This window comes from Jejuia pallidilutea (assembly GCF_002973595.1).
Lineage (GTDB): Bacteria > Bacteroidota > Bacteroidia > Flavobacteriales > Flavobacteriaceae > Jejuia > Jejuia pallidilutea.
Genome location: NZ_PVEO01000007.1, coordinates 38,959 through 62,051, shown reverse-complemented (window position 1 = coordinate 62,051; position 23,093 = coordinate 38,959). Strand labels below are relative to the sequence as shown.

General features: G+C 33.2%; 19 protein-coding genes. 9 read left to right on the top strand and 10 right to left on the bottom strand.

Annotated elements, in window-relative coordinates; translation table 11 throughout:
• Positions 1 to 2: 2 nt before the first annotated feature.
• From CLV33_RS12120 to CLV33_RS12110, 3 genes are read right to left on the bottom strand one after another with little or no spacing between them, the layout of a single operon-like run.
• Entirely contained in the window at positions 3 to 899 is an 897-nt protein-coding gene (locus tag CLV33_RS12120) for an ABC transporter permease (protein ID WP_105474138.1), read from the bottom strand.
• A gap of 28 nt (positions 900 to 927) precedes the next feature.
• Entirely contained in the window at positions 928 to 3,402 is a 2,475-nt protein-coding gene (locus CLV33_RS12115; protein WP_105474137.1) for an exopolysaccharide transport family protein, read from the bottom strand.
• An 8-nt stretch (positions 3,403 to 3,410) separates the two neighbouring features.
• Positions 3,411 to 4,211, bottom strand: a complete 801-nt coding sequence (locus tag CLV33_RS12110; RefSeq protein ID WP_105474136.1) for a polysaccharide biosynthesis/export family protein — start codon at positions 4,209 to 4,211, stop codon at positions 3,411 to 3,413.
• Positions 4,212 to 4,315: 104 nt separating this feature from the next.
• Between CLV33_RS12110 and CLV33_RS12105 the strand changes: the two genes are divergently transcribed.
• Together CLV33_RS12105 and CLV33_RS12100 are read left to right on the top strand one after the other, a co-directional pair.
• Positions 4,316 to 6,178: an ABC-F family ATP-binding cassette domain-containing protein gene (locus CLV33_RS12105; protein ID WP_105474135.1), complete on the top strand. Its 1,863-nt coding sequence runs from the start codon at positions 4,316 to 4,318 to the stop codon at positions 6,176 to 6,178.
• 63 nt (positions 6,179 to 6,241) lie between these two features.
• Positions 6,242 to 7,015, top strand: a complete 774-nt coding sequence (locus CLV33_RS12100) for an O-methyltransferase (protein WP_042244271.1) — start codon at positions 6,242 to 6,244, stop codon at positions 7,013 to 7,015.
• 37 nt (positions 7,016 to 7,052) lie between these two features.
• Here CLV33_RS12100 and CLV33_RS12095 read toward each other — a convergent pair whose 3' ends face one another.
• The gene (locus CLV33_RS12095) at positions 7,053 to 7,916 is read right to left on the bottom strand and encodes a CPBP family intramembrane glutamic endopeptidase (RefSeq protein ID WP_105474134.1); all 864 of its coding nucleotides are present in this window, start codon (positions 7,914 to 7,916) and stop codon (positions 7,053 to 7,055) included.
• Positions 7,917 to 7,944: 28 nt separating this feature from the next.
• Entirely contained in the window at positions 7,945 to 9,912 is a 1,968-nt protein-coding gene (locus tag CLV33_RS12090) for a DUF5723 family protein (protein ID WP_105474133.1), read from the bottom strand.
• A 450-nt stretch (positions 9,913 to 10,362) separates the two neighbouring features.
• Here CLV33_RS12090 and CLV33_RS12085 point away from each other — a divergent pair, with 450 nt between their 5' ends.
• The 4 genes from CLV33_RS12085 (at position 10,363) to CLV33_RS12070 (ending at position 16,827) form a co-directional block, all read left to right on the top strand.
• Positions 10,363 to 10,935, top strand: coding sequence for a cob(I)yrinic acid a,c-diamide adenosyltransferase (locus tag CLV33_RS12085; RefSeq protein WP_042244274.1), 573 nt, complete (start codon positions 10,363 to 10,365; stop codon positions 10,933 to 10,935).
• 534 nt (positions 10,936 to 11,469) lie between these two features.
• On the top strand, positions 11,470 to 11,691 hold the full coding sequence (locus CLV33_RS12080) for a DUF2795 domain-containing protein (RefSeq protein WP_019387375.1): 222 nt from the start codon (positions 11,470 to 11,472) through the stop codon (positions 11,689 to 11,691).
• A 226-nt stretch (positions 11,692 to 11,917) separates the two neighbouring features.
• Positions 11,918 to 15,271, top strand: coding sequence for a preprotein translocase subunit SecA (secA, locus tag CLV33_RS12075; protein ID WP_105474132.1), 3,354 nt, complete (start codon positions 11,918 to 11,920; stop codon positions 15,269 to 15,271).
• A gap of 50 nt (positions 15,272 to 15,321) precedes the next feature.
• On the top strand, positions 15,322 to 16,827 hold the full coding sequence (locus CLV33_RS12070) for a phytoene desaturase family protein (RefSeq protein WP_105474131.1): 1,506 nt from the start codon (positions 15,322 to 15,324) through the stop codon (positions 16,825 to 16,827).
• On the opposite strand, the gene CLV33_RS12065 is transcribed toward CLV33_RS12070, so the two are convergent.
• Positions 16,828 to 17,685 (bottom strand): prenyltransferase, encoded by an 858-nt coding sequence (locus CLV33_RS12065; RefSeq protein ID WP_105474130.1) that lies wholly within the window; start codon positions 17,683 to 17,685, stop codon positions 16,828 to 16,830. It abuts the gene before it with no gap.
• 225 nt (positions 17,686 to 17,910) lie between these two features.
• Positions 17,911 to 18,576, bottom strand: a complete 666-nt coding sequence (locus CLV33_RS12060) for a M15 family metallopeptidase (RefSeq protein WP_105474129.1) — start codon at positions 18,574 to 18,576, stop codon at positions 17,911 to 17,913.
• Between the two features lie 38 nt (positions 18,577 to 18,614).
• On the opposite strand from CLV33_RS12060, the gene CLV33_RS12055 reads away from it, so the two are divergent.
• Both CLV33_RS12055 and msrA read left to right on the top strand, forming a co-directional pair.
• Positions 18,615 to 19,244: an alpha-ketoglutarate-dependent dioxygenase AlkB family protein gene (locus tag CLV33_RS12055; RefSeq protein WP_105474128.1), complete on the top strand. Its 630-nt coding sequence runs from the start codon at positions 18,615 to 18,617 to the stop codon at positions 19,242 to 19,244.
• Between the two features lie 392 nt (positions 19,245 to 19,636).
• Positions 19,637 to 20,296 (top strand): peptide-methionine (S)-S-oxide reductase MsrA, encoded by a 660-nt coding sequence (msrA, locus tag CLV33_RS12050; RefSeq protein WP_105474127.1) that lies wholly within the window; start codon positions 19,637 to 19,639, stop codon positions 20,294 to 20,296.
• Positions 20,297 to 20,345: 49 nt separating this feature from the next.
• Here msrA and CLV33_RS12045 read toward each other — a convergent pair whose 3' ends face one another.
• The 3 genes from CLV33_RS12045 to CLV33_RS12035 form a co-directional block, all read right to left on the bottom strand.
• Positions 20,346 to 20,858, bottom strand: a complete 513-nt coding sequence (locus CLV33_RS12045) for a hypothetical protein (RefSeq protein ID WP_105474126.1) — start codon at positions 20,856 to 20,858, stop codon at positions 20,346 to 20,348.
• A gap of 6 nt (positions 20,859 to 20,864) precedes the next feature.
• On the bottom strand, positions 20,865 to 21,566 hold the full coding sequence (lipB, locus tag CLV33_RS12040; RefSeq protein WP_105474125.1) for a lipoyl(octanoyl) transferase LipB: 702 nt from the start codon (positions 21,564 to 21,566) through the stop codon (positions 20,865 to 20,867).
• Between the two features lie 133 nt (positions 21,567 to 21,699).
• Complete coding sequence (locus CLV33_RS12035; RefSeq protein WP_105474124.1) at positions 21,700 to 21,858, bottom strand: YqaE/Pmp3 family membrane protein; 159 nt, start codon at positions 21,856 to 21,858, stop codon at positions 21,700 to 21,702.
• A 117-nt stretch (positions 21,859 to 21,975) separates the two neighbouring features.
• Between CLV33_RS12035 and CLV33_RS17600 the strand changes: the two genes are divergently transcribed.
• Positions 21,976 to 23,040 (top strand): helix-turn-helix domain-containing protein, encoded by a 1,065-nt coding sequence (locus tag CLV33_RS17600; RefSeq protein ID WP_244906430.1) that lies wholly within the window; start codon positions 21,976 to 21,978, stop codon positions 23,038 to 23,040.
• The last annotated feature ends 53 nt before the right edge of the window (positions 23,041 to 23,093 follow it).

Genomic DNA, 23,093 nt, shown 5'->3' with positions numbered 1-23,093 from the left:
AATTATACGGTATCTATAAAACTTCGTTCTGTTTTATTAAATATTACCAACCCTAATAGTGCAATACCCACGGTTACGATTAGGGTAACTAAAATGCCCTTTACCGAAAATTGCCCTTGTGAAAAAAACATGTACCGAAACGTTTCTACTATTTGAGCTAAAGGGTTATTTTCTATTATTGGATTGATAAAAGAAGCCGATTTAGGAAAACTACGCTCTATCTTTTCTACGGCGTCTTGTATTGGGTACATTACCGCAGAAACATACATGAGCAACTGCACCCCAAACCCTACTAAAAAGGTAAGGTCTCTATATTTTGTTGTCATAGACGAAATAATCATCCCTAAACCTAAGCCTAACAACCCCATTAAAAGCACAAGTACTGGGAACAGTAATAGTAAATTAACATCTAAAGTTCCCGATTTACCTTGAAACGCAAAAAACACATAAAACCCAATAAAAATTAAGAACTGAATAGCAAATTTTAATAGTGCAGAAATCACCACCGTCATAGGCATAATTACCCTTGGAAAATAAACCTTACTAAAAATATTCTGGTTTTTTTTAAAAGAATCGCTAGTACCTTTTAAACACTCAGCAAAATAGTTCCAAATAGTTATGCCTGCTAAATTGAATAAAAATGGATGCACATGTTCACCTACATTAATATTAGCGATGCCATTAAAAATAATGGTAAAAATAACAGAGGTTATTAAGGGTTGAATTAAATACCACAAAGGCCCTAGAACCGTTTGTTTATACAAGGTTATAACATCTCGTTTAACAAATAAAAACAGTAAGTCTCTGTAGCGCCAAATCTCCTTGAAATTAAAATCTATAAATTTTCCTTTCGGAGAAATAGTATATAACCATTCTGTATTTAAGTTTTCATTCTTCAAGAGATACAACGTGTTAATTTAAACGATTTTATTTGAATGGGTTTAAAAACTTAATTACCTTATTAAAGAAAGACGATTTACGCTTTTCGTCGTCATGATAACCGTTTGTATAATTTCCATAACCATAACCATAACCGTAGCCATAACCATAGCCATAACCATAGCCATAACCATAGCCCCGCTTTTGGTTAAAACCATTATAAACTAAACTTAAGTTTTTAATCTCTCCTTTTTTATGCTTGTCGTTTATAAGGTTTAGCATTTCCTTTTTGGTATAATCTTGCCTAATTACGTACAAAGAGGCGTCTGCATATTGAATTAATTCAATAGCATCTGCAACCAAACCAACTGGAGGGGTATCTAAAACAATGTAATCGTATTTTGCTTTAAGTTGTGTTATCATCCCATCCATCCTTTCGTTGATTAGTAACTCTGATGGATTGGGCGGAATTGGTCCAGAAGTAATAACGTCTAAATTTTTGACTTTAGTTTTTTGGGTGACCTCCTCTAGGGTTTTCTGACCAATTAAATAGTTTACTGCTCCTATATCATTTTCTATTTCAAAATCTCCAAAAATCTTTGGTTTTCTTAAGTCTAAACCTACTAAAACCGTTCTTTTTCCTCCAAGGGCAAATACCGTAGCTATATTTATAGAGCAAAATGTTTTGCCTTCCCCACTAACGGACGATGTTACCATAACCGTTTTAGTACTTGTAACATCATGTTGTTTATACATGTATTGCAAACTAGACCTAATAGCCCTAAAGGCTTCTGCTACCGCAGATTTTGGCTTTCTATGTACTACCAAATTGTTATCTAAACTATTTTTACCGATAACACCCAATAATGGAATGTTGGTTAAATTCTCTAAATTTTGTGGATTATGAATTCTAGTATCAAAAAATGTAACTAAAAGCGCGAGTAACAATGGTGGTATTAACCCTCCAGCTATAGCAAATACGTATCTGGAACTTAATTTTAAATCTATAGGTTGAGCACCTGTGTTTTTAGCAGAATCTATCCATATAATATCTGATACGGTAGCTGCTTTTATAATGTCTGCTTCTCCTCTTTTAGATAAAAACAGGTTATACGTTTTTTCGTTTAGTAGATATTGACGCTGAATATCCAACAGGTTTTGTTGGTCTTTTGGCAATCTATTAAACTGACTTCTCTCTTTAGAAATTTTAGCATTTACTACTCCAAGCTCTCTATCTAAACCAGCTGTAGAAGATTTAATATTTTCTAAAAGCACCTGTTTTAAGCCTTCTATTTGCATATTTAATTCATCAAAAATTGATGCGCCAGGTTTTACCGTAGCCTCATACTTTGCTTTTTGAACTGATAGTGCATTAATTTTTGAAATATTACTGAGTATGTTGCCATCGTCTATCCCTGCAACTGAAGGCGCCGGTAACTCGGTAAAGGATGTACTATTTTCTAAATAAGACTTTAAACTGTTGTAATATGATTTTTTTCTGTTAATATCGTCGCGCTGCAATTCTAAATCAGACAGCTTTTGTGTAATAAGCTCACTTTCTTGATCTAGATTATATATGCCCATTTTAGAACGGTAATCGTTTAAGGCGTTTGAATTGCCCATTAAGGAGTCTTTTACTCTACTTAATTGACTATCGATAAAATTTATGGTATTGGTTACAAACTGATTTTTTCTAGTAAGCTGCTCTTTAGTTAATACCCTAACCGTTTCGTTCAAATAATCTTCAATCTTTTTAGTATTATGGTCTACCATACTTAAATTGATGATTGAAGAATTTCTTGGGTTTCCTATTTGTAATTTTCCTCTGTAGGTAGCAACTACCGCATCAAAAGCCAAAAGTTTTATAAAATAAGTGTCGTTTGTTTTTACCTCCCGCTCTTCCGCTAGTACTATTTGCCCTTTAAAATATGGCAAATTAATAAACTCTCCTATGGTGTGTGTGGTTTTAGATATACCCAAAGAAACATCTAGTGTTTTAGTGGCCTGATTAGAAAATTTTTGGGCTGTAATGGTATTGGTTTTAAAATCAAATTCTAAATCGAACTTATTGTTTTCTTTAAAGGTGATTTTAGCGGGTGTATTTAAGACTTGATATGTTGTGGTATCAATTTTAAACCTAAATGGTGCATCTTTGTAAATGTCGTCTTTTCTAAAACGCGATGCTTTTAAATAGGTAACGTAAAACTGTAAATTATCAACAATTTGCTCGTGAAGACTTCTGGATTGCAGCATATTTATAATGGTTTGCACTTTCCCAGAAATACCACCGTAATTAAAGGTTAAACTTGTATTTGACGAAAACAGGGGGTTTTTATCTTCCTCAAGAGATATTTTTGTACTTAACTTGTAAGATTGCTGCTTTCTTATGTTTTGTTGGTATACTATAAATAAGCCTACGCCAACACATATAACAAACAACTTCCAATAGCTTAAGGCTTTAAGTAAAAATGCCTTAATATCAAACGCTGGACTAGAATCTACAATATCAAACTCTTCGTTCATAAAACGTATTAATTACCCCGTATTAAAATGTATGTGGTTAGCAACACAGAAAAAATACTTGCAAAAGTAGTGATATTCTGTGTTACTGTTTGGCCTGCACCCAGTGCTTTTCTTTTTAGAGGCTTTACTATTATCATATCATTTGGTTTTATATAATAGTATGGCGATTTCATAGCCACCTTATCTGTTAAATCTATATGATGTATTTTTTGTCCGTCTGGGTACTGCCTAACTACCAAAACATCGGTTCTATCACCAGTATCTCTAATATCGCCTGCATTAGCCAAAGCCTCAATAATATTTACGCGATCTTGAAATAATGTAAGCACACCGCCACCGCCCACTTCACCGGTAACAGTATATCGTAAGCCTGCTAGTTTTACGGTAACAAAAATCTTTGAGACATCTTTTAAATATTTATCTAAAAGCGCTTGCTTCACCTTTTTTTCAATCTCATCTGTGGTGTATCCAAGAACATTAATTTTATCTAATATTGGGAATTCTATATTACCGTGCACATCAACAGTAAAACCATTAAAATATAAACTCTGCGAATTTATTTGACCGTTGCTTTGCTCTGTTGGCCTAAAAATCTCTAACAAGCTTTTTAACTCACTATCCGTAGATTTTATATTAATACTAAGGATATCATTAACTTGCACCCTGTATGGTGAAGCCATAGTTTGCACTTGCGCAGAAGCGTTTACAGTTGTACCTTTATCCTGCAAATAAACAAGGTCTTTATTAGTGATACATGAATTAAAAAAAAGGCCAAAAATTAGCAGATAAAACCAAACAAATTGCTTCATTTCATGGAGTTTGAGATAGGACAAATATAACCTTTCATCGTGAATAATAAAACTTTACGCGGGTTCGTTGGTTTTTTATCTTGTTTTTCTAAAAAATATATGCTTTGAATTATTTAACTGTTGAAAATATATCTAAGTCCTATGGAGAGCTTACACTTTTTGAAAATATTTCATTTAGTGTCCATAAAGATCAAAAAATAGCATTTATAGCTAAAAATGGAACGGGAAAAACCTCCATTTTAAATATTCTGTCTGGTAGTGATGTGGCCGATTCAGGAAACATTATTTATCGCAAAGACATTAAAGTGTCTTTTTTATCGCAAGATCCAAAATTTGATGCTACTTTAACCGTTGAAGACACCATACTTGCCAGCGACAACCCTATTCTTAAAGTAATTTCCAATTACGAAAAAGCACTACTAAACCCCGAGGACACCGATACCTACCAAGCTAGCTTTGAAGCTATGGAGCGTCATCAAGCTTGGGATTTTGAAACACTTTACAAACAAATTTTATTCAAATTAAAACTTGAGCATCTAGAACAAAAGGTAAGCACCCTTTCTGGCGGACAAAAAAAACGTTTGGCTCTAGCCAATGCATTAATTAACAAACCCGACTTACTAATTTTAGACGAGCCTACCAACCATCTAGATTTAGAAATGATTGAGTGGTTAGAAGATTTTTTCGCCAAAGAGAACATTACCCTATTTATGGTAACACACGACCGTTATTTCTTAGAGCGTGTTTGTAATGAAATTATAGAACTAGATGAAGGCGAACTATATAGCTACAAAGGCAACTACTCTTACTACCTAGAAAAACGCGAAGCAAGAATTGAGCAAGAAGCTGTAGAAACCGGAAAAGCAAAACAACTATTTAAAAAAGAACTGGATTGGATACGACGCCAACCCAAAGCCAGAACTACAAAATCTAAATCTAGAATAGACGATTTTGCCGATATAAAACACAGAGCAAACCAACGCAGAAAAGACCACCAAATACAATTGGAGTTAAACATGGAACGTCTAGGAAGTAAAATTTTAGAGTTCCATAAAGTTTCTAAAGCATTTAAGGATAAAACTATTTTAAACGGTTTTGATTACACGTTTAAAAAAGGAGAACGTGTTGGAATTATTGGAAAAAATGGCACAGGCAAAACTACATTTTTAAATATATTAACCCAATCTGCAGTGCCAGATTCTGGTAAAGTGGTAAAAGGCGAAACGGTAAAATTTGGATATTACACACAAAGTGGCATCACCATAAAACCAGAACAAAAAGTAATTGATGTTATTCGGGAATTTGGCGACTATATTCCACTAAAAAAAGGGCGACAAATTAGTGCGCAGCAATTACTAGAGCGCTTTCTCTTTAGCCGAAAAAAACAATACGATTTTGTTGAAAAATTAAGTGGTGGCGAACGTAAGCGCCTATATTTGTGTACTGTATTAATTCAGAACCCAAACTTTTTAATTTTAGATGAGCCCACTAACGATCTAGATATTGTTACGCTAAATGTACTAGAGAGTTTTTTATTAGATTTCCCAGGATGTATTATTGTAGTATCGCACGACCGCTATTTTATGGATAAAGTTGTAGATCATTTATTTGTATTTAAGGGCGATGGCGTAATTGAGGATTTCCCAGGAAATTACAGTGATTACAGAATATATGAAGACAGCCTGCCTATAGAAACAAAAACTACAGAAGACAAAAAAGATAAACAGTCTTGGAAACAAAATGAAGCTTCTAAACTATCCTTTAACGAAGAAAAAGAGCTACGAAATATTGAAAGCAAGTTAAATGCCTTAGCTTTTGATAAAAAAGATTTGGAAAGTAAATTTAACAACCCAGATTTAACCCAAGAACAGATAAATGATCTTTCTCAGCAATTACAGAGTATTATTCAAATAATAGAATCTAAAGAAGAGCGTTGGTTTGAATTATCGGCTAAACTGGAAGGTTAGATTGTCTCGCAAACCATCTCCTAAGTGGCTGGAACTAAAAAACATTGAACTCTGAACTCAAACATGTTTTACCAAATAAAACAATACATAAAATTTCTAATAACATCCTCTAACCAACACGGTGTACATTCGCCTTTTGTATATAATTTGGTAACAAAATGTTTCTACGACACCAATAAATATAGTGATTATAATAGCATTAACGATTTTAGAAAACGCTTAAAGCAGGCAAATGGCAACATTCAAGTTACCGATTTTGGGGTAGGAAGCAAGAAACTAAAATCTAAAAACAGAAAAATATCAGATATTGCTACCCATGTTTCCATTTCAAAAAAAAACGCTAAGCTTTTATTTAGAATCTCAAAATACTTTAATCCTAAATCGGTTCTAGAACTTGGCACATCTTTAGGTTTAGCAACACAGGCACTCGCCTTAGGAAATCCAAAATCGAAAATAACAACAATTGAGGGGTGTCCTGAAATTTCCAGATACACAAAAACGCAGTTTAATCTTCAGCAACTTCATAATATTGAAGTACTAACAGGTAATTTTTTAGAGGTTATCCCTAAAATTGAACACCGTGAATTTGACCTAATATTCTTTGATGGCAATCACCAAAAAGAAGCTACACTTAAATATTTTGAGCTGCTCTTACCAAAGTCGCACAACGATTCCATATTTATTTTTGATGATATTTACTGGTCTAAAAGCATGACCGAAGCTTGGGAAACCATAAAAAAACACCCACAAGTAACCGTAACTATTGATACATTTTATTGGGGAATTGTATTTTTTAGAAAAGCGCAAGCTAAGGAACATTTTACAATTAGAACTTAATATAAACTGGTTTAAGTAATATCCGAAAAAAATTAATTTATTTATTTTTTATAAACGGCAACATTAATTTCTTTTGGTAATAAAGTTCTATGGTTACAATTAAAACAACCGCAAATACAATAGCAAAAACAGAGCCTTCAAATCCAAAATCCCCACCGTTTATCATATTTTTCTCTGTCATAGAAAATTCCACAACCGAATATACATCTTGTCCGCTAACATTAAAACCTATTAGAGTTTGAAATAAATTCCAGCTCAAGTGCAAAGCTATAGGGAACCATAAGTTTTTTGTATGAATGTAGGAAACGCCAAGTGTTAATCCAGCTAAAAAAAGGTTAACCAACGCTATAGTATTTATATTAGGATTGGCACCATGCATGAACGAAAATAATATTGAAGAAACAAACAGCGCAATATATTTATTGAACGACAACATTAAATTTCTTAAAATATATCCCCTAAACAACGCCTCCTCTACAACAGCTACAATTACAAAAGTTATAATTGAGATAACCACTTCTTTAACATCTAAAATAATTTTTGAAAATTTAATTTCACCCAATACCAACAACAGCATATATGCAGTAGTCATTACCATCCCACCAATTAAAAACCCTACTACAATATCTTTGGTCCTATTTTTAATTTGAAAACCCAATTCCACAAATCTTTTCTTATCAAAAGCTTGCATAAACATCCAAATAACAAGAAAAGTGCCTAAAAGAGAAGCAAAAACCACAACCATATGCTGAACGGAATCTTTATACACATTCTCTTTACCTAAATCTTCGAATTTAATACCTGAAAGCAACCCTCCAATAAGCTGAAAAACTCCAACAATTATAAAATAAGGAATGATTAATAACAAAATTCTCTGCCATCCAGCATTTTTGTTCTTCATATCAAATTGAAAAAATCAGTTTTAAAGTTTAATCTATCAAATTAATCTCTACACGTCTATTTCTAGCCCTTCCATAGTTAGTTATATTGCTAAATATTGGCTTACTTTCTCCGTAACCAACGGTTAGCAACCTATTGGCATCTATACCGTTTTTAACTAAAAAGTCTTTCACCGAGTTTGCTCTAGCTTCCGATAGTTCCCTATTTAAATCCTCTCCTCCTGTACTATCCGTATGCCCCTCTATTGTAAATCCTGCACTTGGGTAAGTCTTTAAAATTTGTACAATTTCCATTAAAATAGTATTAGATTCTGGCTTAATCATTGCTGTACCAGAATCGAACAAAATGGTTCTTGCAAACGCATTTAAATTGTTTTGAATCTCTTCTGTAACTTCTCCCTCAGGGCAGCCATTGTTGGGTATAGTGCCTGCTTCTTCAACACAATTATCGTCTTTATCAAGAACACCATCGCCATCGGTATCTTTCCAAGGGCAACCTTTATTTTCAATTGGGCCTGCGTCTTCAGGACAAGCATCTTCATTATCTAATATACCATCTTCATCAATATCACCCCAAGGGCAACCGCCATTATCTTTTGGTCCAAATATTTCGGGGCAATTATCTAACTTATCAACTATACCGTCTTCGTCTTTATCTTTTGGTACATTTTTATAAATGGGAACTTTTACCCCTGCATAAACATCGGCCTGCTGGTTGTTATTGCTTGCAAAAGCAGAGATTAAAGATCCAGACCCTGCGTATATTGGGCCTGCCCTAAATCCAGCACCCATTCTAAACCCATTACGCTGTACAACACTTAATGGCAAATAAAAGCTAAACCATTTACTTTCGTATCTTGGTGTTAAAGATACTATATTAGCAATGCGATTTGCCGTAATTCTATCGGTAGATATTAATGGCATATCGACATTAAAATTTAAAAAAAGGTTTTTTCTAAAATTCCAATCTAAATTAAAATTAAGAGCAGAAGGCAAATCAATTTTATACCCTGTTCTGCCATCTAATCTAGTGTAAAAATTATTCAAAAATTCGTTAATACTTTCAGAGTTCTCGTAATCTTCTTCACTTACGTTGGTATTGGTAATATTGTATACCTCTCTTACTCCATTTTTATAGTTTATAAAACCTATATCTGTTACAGATAAGCCAAGTTTAAATTTATAAGTATTGGTATTTAAATCATCAGGATGCCATTGGTAACTAACACCAATATCTAGCGCAAAACCGCTTGCATTGTTGGGCGATTTATAATCATAATTATCGGCGTCAAACTCATCAAATCGTGCTAAATTTAAAGTTCCAGAAGAGGTAAAACTTCCTGTAGTTTGTCCGCCACCAAGATCTGTTCCATCTGCATCATAATTAAAGGTTACATCTTCCCCAAAAGCATAAGCACTGGCTAAACCTTTTAAATATTTCAACGAAATCCCACCTTTTAGCTTACGGTTGTTTTTGTTTAAAATGGTTGTAGCGTAAGCCACCCCAAATTCGGCCCAGGCGTGTCCTACGCCATTAAAATCATCTTCATCTACAGTAAAATCGTTCGTAGTATCGTCATCAATAGAGGCTATTGTTTCACCATTAATTTCATTTGCATTTATAAAAAACCTAGCTCTTGTAAACAATGCCAGCGTGCTGTTTTGGCTAAGGCTAAACATAAACGAAGGCCCTAACACATCCACATTACCTGTTGCTCTATTATCGTTTAATGGAGATCTGGTAGCTTCTAAATTAAAATCGTATCCGTCTTTTAGAGCTTTAAAGACATTAACACCAAAATAATCGTTACTTGCAAATGCACTTACACCGCCAAGATTAATATCTAACTTATAAGGAGAACTATTAATATTTGCAGGGTTGCTTATTACCGCATTAACGCCGCTGTAATTGTCTGAGAGAAAACCTATATAAGATTGCGATTGTAAATACCCAAAAATGCCCAACAACCAAAAGACGAGTAACGTATTTTTCTTCATAAGGTTTGTATTGTTACGATGACAAATGTAGATTTTTTCACTTAAAATACTTTAAAATTCTTAACTTTATATCAAACGTTTAACATACTGTTTGTATTAATTATGGGGTTTATAACCATAATTGTTTTTATAGACAACCCAATAAAACAAAGACGATGTTTTAAGGATGGCTTTATTAAAAAGAAACATAAAAACAAATTTCAATGATTGACATTCTCATCCTCTTAATCATTTTTATTTTGATTAAAATCATCTCTAATATGCTTAGTAAAAGAAGAGAAGCAAAACATAGAAATTCTATGTTCGAGAAAACCGTTCAAAGAAAAAACACTTCAAAAACAACAAAAAAATAGACCTCACACAAAAGCTTTATGCCAAATTAGTGCGTTATAAAGATTCTCCTTAAATTTGAAAAAAACTTAGCGCTTTGGCGCTTTTGCAAGAAAAAGAATGAAAATTTACACAAAAACAGGAGACAATGGTACTACCGCACTTTTTGGCGGTACACGCGTACCAAAACACCATATTAGAATTGAAAGTTACGGAACTGTAGACGAGCTAAACTCGCACTTGGGTTTAATTCGCGACCAAGAAATTAACGCGCATTACAAAGCATTGTTAATGAACGTACAAGACAAACTTTTTACAATAGGCGCCATTTTAGCTACAGATCCTGAAAAAGCTATCTTAAAAAATGGAAAAGAACGTTTGAATATAGAAAAAATTAAGGCTGAAGATATAGAACTACTAGAGCAAGAAATGGATGCAATGAATGAAGCTTTACCACCTATGACGCATTTTGTGCTTCCAGGCGGACATCAAACGGTGTCATTCTGTCATATTGCACGTTGTGTTTGCAGGCGAGCAGAACGATTAGCATCTGCTTTAAACGACCTTGAACCTTTTGAACCTAACGCGCTAATGTATCTAAACCGCCTTTCTGACTATCTTTTTGTATTGGCACGAAAGTTGTCTCAAGACTTACAAGCTAATGAAATTAAATGGATTCCTGAGAAACATTGATAGTATTTGGAATTTGCTTTTTTGCCACAAATGGTAATCTTAAGATAAAGTAATGAGATTACTGCAAAGCTAAAAAAGCGCATTGTAATAATAATTAACATATAGCATCTAAATGTTACAGCTAACTATGGTAATTTTCTTTTGCTTAAGGGATTAAATCCCTCATGCGTGAAGTTTGGAGCCCCTCTGTAGAGAGCGAATAGTAAAAGCCTACTACCAGAGACACCCAAACAAATTACTTGAAAAGCTGTTGAGATGCGACATAAGTGACAAAGCAAAAAAATTTCATAACGTTTAAAATACAAAAACACACGTTCTTTTAATTAATGTTAACATAGTTTAAAATAGCTTTTAAATATTTTGAGACCCATTTAAAATGTTATTTTAAACCAATGCAAAGCGGTTGATATTCAGTAAAATCATTTTATTATTACCATAAAAAAATTAAATGATTAATTGAATGTGAAATAATTCACTTTTTTCTTGCTTGTTTAAACTAAAAAATTATTTTTGCAAAAAATTAAATAGAAAGAAATGTATTGGACTTTAGAATTAGCATCGTATTTAAGTGATGCACCATGGCCAGCCACAAAAGACGAATTGATAGATTACGCTATTAGAACAGGAGCGCCTCTGGAAGTTGTAGAAAACTTACAGTCTATTGAAGACGAAGGAGACTCTTATGATTCGATTGAGGAAATATGGTCTGATTATCCAACCGACGAGGATTACCTCTGGAATGAAGATGAATATTAAATATAAAAGCATCTAACATAGATTAAAAAAGTCTCAATTTGAGGCTTTTTTTTTGTCCTTTTCGGCAAAAAAAAGTATTACAAAATGTATCTTTGAAGGCGTCTATTAAAGACGCATTACAAAGTAATTGAAATAGAATTTTGTCATTGCAAAAGCCATAAAGCATCTTTTTTAAGATATTTAACTGCGCTATACATGACAAACAAAACATATAAAACACACACATATGGGTTTATTAGATTCGGTCTTAAAAGTATTTGTTGGAGACAAATCCAAACAAGATGTAAAGGCCATAACACCGTTAGTTGATAAAATTAAAACATTTGAAAGTGCCTTAGAAGCCCTATCTCACGACGAGCTTAGAGGAAAAACTACAGAATTTAAAGCTAAAATTGCCGAGGCAAATGCTGCTATAAACGAGCAAATTACCAATCTTTTAGAGGACGCCGAAAACACAGAGGACATCGATGTTAGAGAAGACATTTACGAGCAAATAGATAAGCTTAAAGACGATGCCTATAAAGTTACCGAAGATGTTTTAAACGAAATTTTACCCGAAGCCTTTGCGGTTGTTAAAGAAACAGCAAAACGTTTTGTTAATAATACCGAAATTACCGTTACCGCAAATGAGTTTGACAGAACACTATCTGGTGAAAAAACATACGTAACACTTGATGGTGAAAGTGCTATTTGGGCAAATTCTTGGGATGCAGCAGGAAAACCTATTACCTGGGATATGGTACATTACGATGTACAACTTATAGGCGGTATTGCGTTACACCAAGGCAAAATTGCAGAAATGCAAACAGGTGAAGGTAAAACCCTAGTCGCAACCTTACCTGTGTATTTAAACGCACTAGCAGGAAAAGGTGTGCACTTAGTAACTGTTAACGATTATCTTGCAAAACGTGATAGCGCGTGGATGGCGCCTATCTTTGAGTTCCATGGTATGAGTGTAGACTGTATAGACTATCACCAACCTAACTCTGCAGCTCGAAAAAAAGCCTACAATGCCGATATTACTTACGGTACAAATAACGAGTTTGGTTTCGATTATTTACGCGATAATATGTCGCACTCACCAGACGATTTAGTGCAACGTCCGCACCACTACGCCATTGTAGATGAAGTAGATTCTGTGTTGGTAGATGATGCACGTACACCGTTAATTATCTCTGGCCCTATTCCTAAAGGAGATCGCCACGAGTTTAATGAGTTAAAACCCAAAGTTGACGATATCGTTGCGGTGCAACGCAAATATTTAACTGGTGTTTTAGCCGAAGCTAAAAAATTAATTAAAGAAGGCGACGATAAGGAAGGCGGTTTCCAATTATTGCGTGTTTATCGCGGTATGCCAAAAAACAAAGCCTTAATTAAATTTTTATCTGAAGAAGGTGTAAAACAATTATTGCAGAAAACCGAAAACTTTTACATGCAAGACAATAACCGCGAAATGCCTAAGGTAGATGCAGAATTGTATTATGTAATTGAAGAAAAAAATAATCAGATTGAGTTAACCGATAAGGGTATTGATTATATTTCAGGTAAAGATGATCCAGACTTTTTTGTACTTCCAGAAATAGGCATTGAAATTGCTAAAATCGAAAACCAGAATCTCGATAAAGAAAAAGAAGCAGAACTTAAGGAAGAACTTTTTAAGGAATTTGGTGTAAAATCTGAACGTATTCATACTTTAAACCAATTATTAAAAGCCTACGCTTTATTCGAAAAAGACACGCAATACGTGGTAATGGACAATAAAGTAATGATAGTTGATGAGCAAACGGGACGTATTATGGACGGTCGCCGTTATTCCGATGGATTACACCAAGCTATTGAAGCCAAGGAAAATGTAAAGATTGAAGATGCTACACAAACTTTTGCCACGGTTACACTTCAGAATTATTTTAGAATGTATAGAAAACTCTCTGGTATGACGGGTACTGCGGTAACTGAAGCTGGAGAATTTTGGGAAATCTACAAATTAGATGTGGTTGAAATTCCAACAAACCGTCCTATTGCCAGAGAAGATAAGGAAGATTTAGTATATAAAACCAAGCGAGAAAAGTACAATGCAGTTATAGACGAAGTTACCAAATTGTCGCTAGCTGGTCGCCCGGTATTAATTGGTACAACTTCGGTTGAAATTTCTGAATTATTAGGTAAAATGTTGAGTATTCGCAAAATACCACACAATGTACTTAACGCAAAACAACATAAAAAAGAGGCAGAAATTGTTGATGAAGCAGGTAGAAAAGGGCAAGTAACCATCGCAACAAACATGGCAGGCCGTGGTACCGATATTAAGTTGACCGATGAAGTAAAAGCTGCAGGAGGTTTAGCTATTGTTGGTACAGAACGCCATGATTCGCGTCGTGTAGACAGACAGTTACGTGGTAGAGCTGGTAGACAGGGAGACCCAGGAAGCTCTCAATTTTATGTGTCTTTAGAAGACAATTTAATGCGATTATTTGGCAGTGAACGAATTGCAAAAATGATGGACCGCATGGGATTAAAAGAAGGTGAAGTAATTCAACATTCCATGATTTCTAAATCTATAGAACGTGCACAGAAAAAAGTAGAAGAAAATAACTTTGGTGTTCGTAAACGTTTACTAGAGTACGATGATGTAATGAATGCGCAACGAGAAGTAGTTTACAAACGCAGAAAACATGCTTTACATGGTGAGCGCCTTCGTGTAGATTTAGCAAATATGATTTTTGATACTTCTGAAGGCATTGCCCAAACAAACAAAGATGCTAACGATTTCAAAAACTTTGAGTTTGAATTAATTCGTTATTTCTCAATGAGTTCACCAATTTCTAAAGAGGAATTTGGAAAACTATCTGCTCAGGAAATCACTTCTACCATATACAAAGCAGCGTTTGAAAGTTACAGAGCAAAAATGGAACGTAATGCAGAAATTGCTTTTCCTGTAATTAAAAATGTTTATGAAAATCAACGCGATAAATTCAAACGTATCGTAGTACCTTTTACTGATGGCGTGAAGAGCTTAAACGTTGTTACCGATTTAGAAAAAGCTTACGAAACTAATGGTAAACAACTTATTACCGATTTTGAAAAGAATATTACACTTGCCATTATTGATGATGCGTGGAAAACACATCTGCGTAAAATGGACGAGCTAAAACAATCGGTACAATTAGCAGTGCATGAGCAAAAAGACCCGCTACTGATATACAAGTTTGAAGCGTTTGAATTGTTTAAAGCAATGATTGACGATGTAAATAAAGATGTAATTTCATTCTTATTTAAAGGTGAATTACCCCAAGAAACACAAGACACTATACAAGAAGCCAGAACGCGCAAACAGGAAAAACTAAACACACAAAAAGAAGAAATTCCTAATTTAGATGAACGTTCTGCACAAAACAGAGCTGCTGGAAATACGCAACGCCAACAGCAAATTGTAGAAACCATTGTGAGAGATAAACCTAAAATTGGGCGTAACGATCGTGTAACGATTAAGCACGTTCTTAACGGTGAAAACAAAACCTTAAAATATAAACAAGCCGAACCTTTAATTGCTAAGGGCGATTGGGTATTAATTGAAGATTAATAGTACCTTAAATAGTTTAGAACCTAATAATTTTCATTATTTTTATAACAGTGAAAAAGAAAGTAATTATTATAGGTTCTGGCATAGGAGGTCTTGGTTCTGCAGCACTCTTATCCAAATCGGGTTACGATGTAACTGTCGTTGAAAAAAACACTAATATTGGAGGTCGTGCCAATATATTTGAAGCCGAAGGCTACACTTTTGATATGGGACCGTCGTGGTATCTCATGCCAGATGTTTTTGAGCACTACTTCCAACTATTAGGTGAAAATATTTCAGATTATCTAGATTTAGTAAAGCTCTCACCCTCTTACCGTGTTTTCTTTTCAAATGATAAAGAATTACCTATTGTTGATATTCACTCCGACCTTGAGAAAGATTTACCGCTATTTGAAAAGCTCGAACCCGGCGTAACACCAAAAATACGAGAATATCTGGAGCGTTCTGGTGAACAATATCAGATGGCAAAAGACACCTTTATGTACCGAAATTTGGGATTCTCGATAGATTTCCTAAAATGGAAAGTTATTAAAAAAGGTATTGAGCTCAACCCATTTCAAACCATGCAATCGTATCTCAACACATGGTTTAAAAGTGATCGCCTAAAGAAAATACTAGAATACACCTTAGTTTTCTTAGGGTCAGACCCTGCTAAAACACCAGCAATGTATAATATTATGAATGCCATAGACTTTAATATGGGTGTATATTACCCAAAAGGTGGCATTTATGAAATTGTTAAGGCCTTAGAAAAAATTAATACAAAACATGGCACTAAATTTATCACCGATGCCCCAGTATCTGAGATATGTATTGAAAATAAAAGAGCAGTTGGTGTTAAGCTAAAAAACAACGACATACTAACCGCAGATATCATAATCTCGAATGCAGATTTATGGTTTACGGAAACAAAATTACTGCAACCCAAATATCAAACCTATCCAGAACGATATTGGAAAAAATCTGTTTTAAGCCCTAGCGCATTTATTATGTATCTGGGTCTAAATAGAAAATTAGATATTTTAAGTCATCATAATTTGCGTTTTGGTGAAGACTGGAAGCAGAATTTTAAAGAGTTATTTGATACACCTCAACTTCCCGAAGACCCTAGCTATTACATTTGCAAACCAACAGAAACCGATCCTGATTTATCACCAGAAGGTACTGATAATTTATTTGTGTTAGTGCCAATTCCTCCAGGTTTACACCTTTCGCAAGAAGATATGAAAGGCTACAGACAAAAAATACTCAACCTTATAAAAACCGATTTAAACTTACCACATTTCGAAGATTATATTACCTATGAACGCGCTTATTGGAGCGACGATTTTAAAAGAGATTATAATGCTTACAAAGGAACTGCACTAGGTTTAGCACATACGTTAAAACAAACTTTAAAACGTCCTCTTAATTATAGTAAAAAGGTAAAAAACTTATATTATGTAGGCGCAGGAACAAGTCCAGGAATTGGCATGCCCATTTGCTTAATTTCTGCAGAACTGGTTTATAAGCGTATACAGAACATAAAAACACCTAAACCATTAAATGCTCTGTAATTACACACCAAATACTTCTTTAAAAAACATATAAAAAAAGAGTACAGCCCCTGTTGCAATATTAATTAAAGGAAAGTAAGTATAGTAGCTAAAAAGTTTAGATGTATTATTTATACTCAACACAACAATAGTACAATAAACTAAACCAAATAGTAAGGCTAAATAGCCTAAATAATAATAACCAATGGAAGCAGATATAAAATAACAAAGAAAGCAAAACCAAAGTGCTTTTTTTTCTCCAAGCATGGTCGCCAAAGTATCAACTCCTGCTTTTTTATCAGCCACAATATCTGGAACAGCAGAATACGTTTGCATTGCAAAAGCCCAAATAAGCGCTCCCAAAACCGCTAACCATTGAATATTTGTATTTCCTGTTAAAAAAAACCCTACCAGAGCTGGCGATACGTATATAATCGCAGAAAATAATATATCTAAGGGCGGTTTACTCTTGGCTCTAATAGGTGTTGCAGAATAAAAAATACCCGTAAAAACGAATACTAATAAAGCCAATTTAGATGGTGTATTAATAAAGAATAAAAGAGGCAAAAAAGGTAAAGTAAGACCAACAATTACACGCCATAATGCTTTATGCCTATCGGGAAACAACACTTTTTCGTAAGCTATTTTCTTAGTGTTGTGAATATCGGTTTGATAATCGTAAATATCATTCACCCCATATATTAGCACATTTGCTGGTATTAAAAAAAAGAATCCGAAAAGGACTAAAAGAAGTGTAGTTAAGCGTTCATGCAAAAACAAATTCCCAGAAGCTATAACACCCACAAGAAAAGTTCCTAATACATACATCCAAAATCTGGGTCTGGATAGTTTTATAATATCTATGAATTTCAACTCCATGGTGATACAAAAATACACTCCTGGAATGACTTAATCTAATAGATTCGACTTTTTGTTTAATTTATTTTGTTATTTATTAAACAAAATAGTTTTAATGCTATTTGGATTTTAAATCCAAAATTAAAATTGAGACTATCCTAAAAAATTAATTTAATTTGCTTAAAACAGCTAACAATTTAATGGCTATAAGCTAACATATGGGTTTTAAGCCCTTCTAGACCTATTTTATTCTACAGGAAAATCAAAATAAGTATTTGGAAATGGCTCGTTACGCAACGTAAAATGCCACCACTCTCTTTGGTAATTTCTAAAACCATGTTGCAACATTAATGTTTGTAAAATGTCTCTGTTATTTTTTTGCTTATCGGTTAGTCCTTGATAATTAATCCAAGATTGTATTCCAAAAAAATCATAAATGCTTCCCATATCTAACTCCTTCTTTGTTTTTAAATCTATTAAGGTAATATCTACGGTACTTCCTTTTGTGTGTCCAGATCTGGTAGCTATGTATTCTTCTTTAAATAAGTCTTTTTTATTTATGTCTGGATAAAAACGGGCTTTATAAATGGTATCGTTTAAATCTTTTGCCCAACGTATAAAATGGTTAACAGCACGCTGTGGCCTATAACCATCATAAACTTTTAACCCCAAACCTTTCTTTTTTAATGCTTTTTGTGCTTTTTTAAGCGCTAATACGGTTTCTTTTGTTAAGATTAAACAATTATTGTTGTAACCGTCAATGGGTTGCCCTACAAAATTATTGGTTCCAAAATAACGTAATTCAACTTCTAAATCAGATATAAAATTGTTGGCATATACAAAACCGTTAGGTAATTGGGCATGCCCAAAAAAAACACTAAAAAAAAATAAAAAAATAAGCTGATACTTCATTAAAAAAATGATTTATGCTAATTTAGAAAATAAAAACTATGCGCTTGTTAAATGTTGAAAATTTGAACCTGAAAGATGCTAATGTACTTTACTACCCTACTTTTTTTAGTGAAAACGAAGCAAACACTTATTTTAAAAATTTATACTCAAAACTTAAATGGCAACAAGACAAAATAAAGGTTTTTGGAAAAACCTATGACCAACCCCGATTAACTGCTTTTTTTGGTACAAATAACCAACCATATTCTTACAGTAACATTACCATGTTCCCCCAAGAGTTTAAAGGAGATATTTTGGAGATAAAAAATGCTATTGAAACAGAGCTAAATATCTATTTTACAAGTTGTTTAGCTAACTTATATCGTAATGGAAAAGATAGTAATGGTTGGCATGCTGATGACGAAAAAGAATTAGGCAAAAACCCGATAATTGCATCCTTAACTTTTGGGGAAGAACGTGTGTTTCATTTTAAACATAAGCATGATAAAACCTTAAAGAAAAAAATAGTGTTAAAACACGGAAGTCTACTGTTAATGCAGGGTTCTACACAAGAAAACTGGTTACACCAAATACCTAAAACAACAAGGAAAATAGGCCCAAGAATTAATTTAACATTTCGTATTATTCCACAAAAAAACCGAGTTCCCTCAAACTCGGTTCTTTCTTAATTTGCTTTTATATTATGTGCTAGATTTGGGGTCTCCACATCAACAACATAATGCAAATATTAATTAATTAATCCATTGAACTAAAAAGTATGTTATTTAGTACGTGTCAAATATAAAAACCGATTTGAAATACACCGTCTAAAAACATAAATAATCGATGAAATACATATTTTTTTAACACTATTCGTCGATACACTTAAAATAATCGATGAAATGCACATTTTTTAATGCTTACACAGTAAATTTTGCTTAGTAAAAAAGTTGTTTTTGTTGCCGTTTGGATGATAAATTAAATGAGCAGTATTGCTTATTAAATTTTAAAATAACTTTTACACATCTAACCTTAAGGTTTTGTATTTTTATACGTCTATAAGAAAAAGAAAAATACAAAAATGAAAAATATTATTACGCTTTTTGCTATTACAGTACTATTTAGTTGCAAAAACTCTGCACAAAACAACGAAAAACAACAAGAAGTTATAAACGCAAAACCTATAGAAGTACCTTTAAAAAATGGTAAAGCAAAAGCCTATTTTGCAAGTGGCTGTTTTTGGTGTGTAGAAGCTGTTTACGAAAGCATAAAAGGCGCAGACGAAGTTATTAATGGTTATTCTGGCGGACATACAAAGCACCCCACCTATGAATCTAGCAACACAGGACGTACAGGGCATGCAGAAGCTGTAGAGGTAATTTACGACCCCACGGTTGTGAGTTTCTCAACATTGGTCGACGCTTATTTTGCATCGCAAAACCCTACACAAGTTAACGGGCAAGGACCAGATAAAGGCTCTCAATACCGCTCTATTATTTTCTATCAAAATGATACACAAAAGAAAATTATTTTAGAAAAAAAAGAAGCGCTTTCTAAAAAATTAGATGCTAAAATTGCTGCGGAGGTATATCCTTTTCAAAAATTTTGGATAGCAGAAGATTATCATCAAGATTATGAACGTTTGCATCCTAACAACCCATACATAAGAAATGTGTCTATTCCTAGATTAAAACGATTTAAAGCTAAATTCCCAAAAGAATTATTAAAAGGCACGCATTAAAAAATCGGTTTTTTAAGAAGACTTATTTAGAGCACCTAAAACTCATTCATTAAAATTGATTAAAGTCTTCTTCTTGATGTCCTTTAATATCATCAATAGAATCAATATAGTCGCGCTCTTTTTGGTTAAGAATTCTTTTATAGAGCGTACTTGTTTCTAAAGCTAGAAAAACCCCAACAAGTAAAATTAAAATAGTAATGGCGAGCGTAATTAAAACACTATTTTGCATACCGGCCTCAAAATTAGCATAGCTTATGTAAATAAAGTAAATAAAATATAGGGAAAAGCAAAATAGAGATATAGAGAATACAAGGTTTCCTATCCAAAACAATTTTCCTTTTAGCTCTAGGTTTTTGGTTTTTAAGCTATAAAATTTCATGGTTTTAATTTGGTAAACCATACTTAACACGCCGCCTAAAATAATTGCCAGCAATAACAATATTTCGTACTCGAACTTAGTCTGTTCAATTACCAAAATACTGTAAGTAGCAGCACTTACTAAACATACTATTGCAAAACTTAATATTAACAATGCTATTTTTATTCCCCTTTTTACCTTCATTCTTTTCTAAATACTAAAATGTGCTTCAAAAAGATTAGAAAAGTGTTTCAGCAGTTTTTCCTTTACGTCGGCCTCATTTACTTTTTCAACCTCTAATTCTACATTTAAAGATGTAACTGCCTTACCTTTGATACCACACGGAATAATATTATCAAAATAGCCTAAATCTGCATTAACATTTAGTGCAAAACCATGCATGGTAACCCAGCGACTAGCGCGCACACCCATAGCACATATTTTGCGGGCAAATGGTGTACCTACACCCAACCAGACACCTGTTTCGCCTGGGCTTCTTTCTGCTTTTAAACCATATTCTGAAAGTGTAAGGATTATAATTTCCTCAAGAAATCGAAGATATTTGTGAATATCGGTAAAAAAATTTTCCAAGTCTAAAATAGGATAACCTACAATTTGCCCTGGCCCATGATATGTAATATCGCCGCCCCTATTTATTTTATAAAATGTTGCACCTTTTTCTTTTAGTTGCGTTTCGTTTAACAGTAAATTAGATAAATCGCCACTTTTACCTAAGGTATACACATGAGGATGTTCTACAAATAAAAAGTGGTTCTGAGTTTGCAGATTTGCGTTTTCTCGCCTATTCTTAACTTTTGTATCAACAATAGCTTTGAACAAGGCCTCTTGATAATCCCAAGTTTCTTTGTAATCTTTAAATCCTAAATCTTGTAGTGCAATGTTCTTATTCATATACAACAAAAATAAGTTATTTTTATCGCAAAGTTACCAAGGCATAAGGGTAGATATCTACATATTTAATCTAAAACTAAAGCCAAAAAAGAGTAAATATTTAAACTCATTGTAGCTAACTGTAACTAAAAAACTAACTTTTAGGGTTATTAAGTATTACCAAAGCAGCAATTACTCCAGGAACCCAGCCACAAAGCCATAGTAGAAAAACAATAATAATAGAACCACAGCCTTTGTCGATAACTGCTAATGGCGGACAAATAATAGAAAGTATAACTCTCCAAATACTCATAGTGATATAATTAATGATTGATGATTAAATATTTGACGCCAACTTAACATATTTGTTACAAATTACAAGCTATATATTTAAATTTTGGGTTATTAGAAAATATAGTAGTTTAGTGCTGTGAGAGATTTAGCTTATATATTTGTTTTTATTTGCTTTTGCCATTGTGGTTTTGCTCAGCACTATTTTAATGGCTATATAAATACTGAGCAATGGCAAGGTGATGTGTATTTATCGATTATAGAAGATTACCGTACCCTTAAAACTATAGATAACGAACAAATTATATCTAAAACCTCTGTAGATCACACTGGTTTTTTTAAATTTTCAGGAAATCAATTAGATACTGAACATCGTATTTACAAATTACATGTTGATAATTGCGATGTTTATAGTCAAGATAGCAATCATTTTAACGGTCACTGTTCTGATAGTAAGGATATACTGTTTATAGCTAAAAATACAGACTCCATAAGTTTCCCTTTGTCTTTTGATGCTGAAATGTTTTGTGATATTAAATCTACTAACCTAAAAACATCAACTTTCATAAGAATAGATTCCATTAAAGAGGAAATGAAATTTGCCTACTCTGAATACAGAAGTAAGGCCAATAGAGAACTTAACAACAAAAAATGGTTTAAAACACTACAAGATTTTGGCATTGGGTTAAATGAACCTCTTGCAGAATTATACATCTACACGTTTTTATCTGATAGAAGTAGTTCGTTTCATGATTACTATTTAAAGGATTTAGAGGTCAATACGTATTACGACAATCTATTAAAAAGATTAAAAAAAACTTACCCCAATAGCCCTTATACTAAACAATATGAAGCCGAAATTACCTCAGATAAATTTATTGCAACTCCAGATAGAGATACAACCACTGCTAATTGGATGCATATTTTATCAGGGGTATTGCTAGCTTCTTTAATATTAAACTTTTGGTTTATATATAGAGATAAAACAAAAAATAAAAAGAAGCATCTCCAAATTAAAGACCAACTTACCAAACAAGAACAAAAGGTATTGGATTTAATACTGCAAGCATATAGCAATAAAGAGATTGCAGGAGCACTTTTTGTGAGTGTTAGCACAGTAAAAACACACGTAAATAACATCTATAAAAAACTAAACGTGAATTCTAGAGACGAAATTAAATCTCTAACTAACAATAAGTTATAAAAATACACCTAGGTACTAGTACCAATTTCAACCCTTAAATAGGTATATTTTTC

What these genes read in the sequence shown, in the direction of transcription:
- CLV33_RS12115 (WP_105474137.1), bottom strand. Translation starts at nt 3,402, where the DNA reads ATGAACGAAGAGTTTGATATTGTAGATTCTAGTCCAGCGTTTGATATT.
- CLV33_RS12110 (WP_105474136.1), bottom strand. Translation starts at nt 4,211, where the DNA reads ATGAAGCAATTTGTTTGGTTTTATCTGCTAATTTTTGGCCTTTTTTTT.
- CLV33_RS12100 (WP_042244271.1), top strand. Translation starts at nt 6,242, where the DNA reads ATGTTTTACCAAATAAAACAATACATAAAATTTCTAATAACATCCTCT.
- CLV33_RS12095 (WP_105474134.1), bottom strand. Translation starts at nt 7,916, where the DNA reads ATGAAGAACAAAAATGCTGGATGGCAGAGAATTTTGTTATTAATCATT.
- CLV33_RS12090 (WP_105474133.1), bottom strand. Translation starts at nt 9,912, where the DNA reads ATGAAGAAAAATACGTTACTCGTCTTTTGGTTGTTGGGCATTTTTGGG.
- CLV33_RS12085 (WP_042244274.1), top strand. Translation starts at nt 10,363, where the DNA reads ATGAAAATTTACACAAAAACAGGAGACAATGGTACTACCGCACTTTTT.
- CLV33_RS12080 (WP_019387375.1), top strand. Translation starts at nt 11,470, where the DNA reads ATGTATTGGACTTTAGAATTAGCATCGTATTTAAGTGATGCACCATGG.
- secA (WP_105474132.1), top strand. Translation starts at nt 11,918, where the DNA reads ATGGGTTTATTAGATTCGGTCTTAAAAGTATTTGTTGGAGACAAATCC.
- CLV33_RS12065 (WP_105474130.1), bottom strand. Translation starts at nt 17,685, where the DNA reads ATGGAGTTGAAATTCATAGATATTATAAAACTATCCAGACCCAGATTT.
- CLV33_RS12060 (WP_105474129.1), bottom strand. Translation starts at nt 18,576, where the DNA reads ATGAAGTATCAGCTTATTTTTTTATTTTTTTTTAGTGTTTTTTTTGGG.
- CLV33_RS12055 (WP_105474128.1), top strand. Translation starts at nt 18,615, where the DNA reads ATGCGCTTGTTAAATGTTGAAAATTTGAACCTGAAAGATGCTAATGTA.
- msrA (WP_105474127.1), top strand. Translation starts at nt 19,637, where the DNA reads ATGAAAAATATTATTACGCTTTTTGCTATTACAGTACTATTTAGTTGC.
- CLV33_RS12045 (WP_105474126.1), bottom strand. Translation starts at nt 20,858, where the DNA reads ATGAAGGTAAAAAGGGGAATAAAAATAGCATTGTTAATATTAAGTTTT.
- lipB (WP_105474125.1), bottom strand. Translation starts at nt 21,566, where the DNA reads ATGAATAAGAACATTGCACTACAAGATTTAGGATTTAAAGATTACAAA.
- CLV33_RS12035 (WP_105474124.1), bottom strand. Translation starts at nt 21,858, where the DNA reads ATGAGTATTTGGAGAGTTATACTTTCTATTATTTGTCCGCCATTAGCA.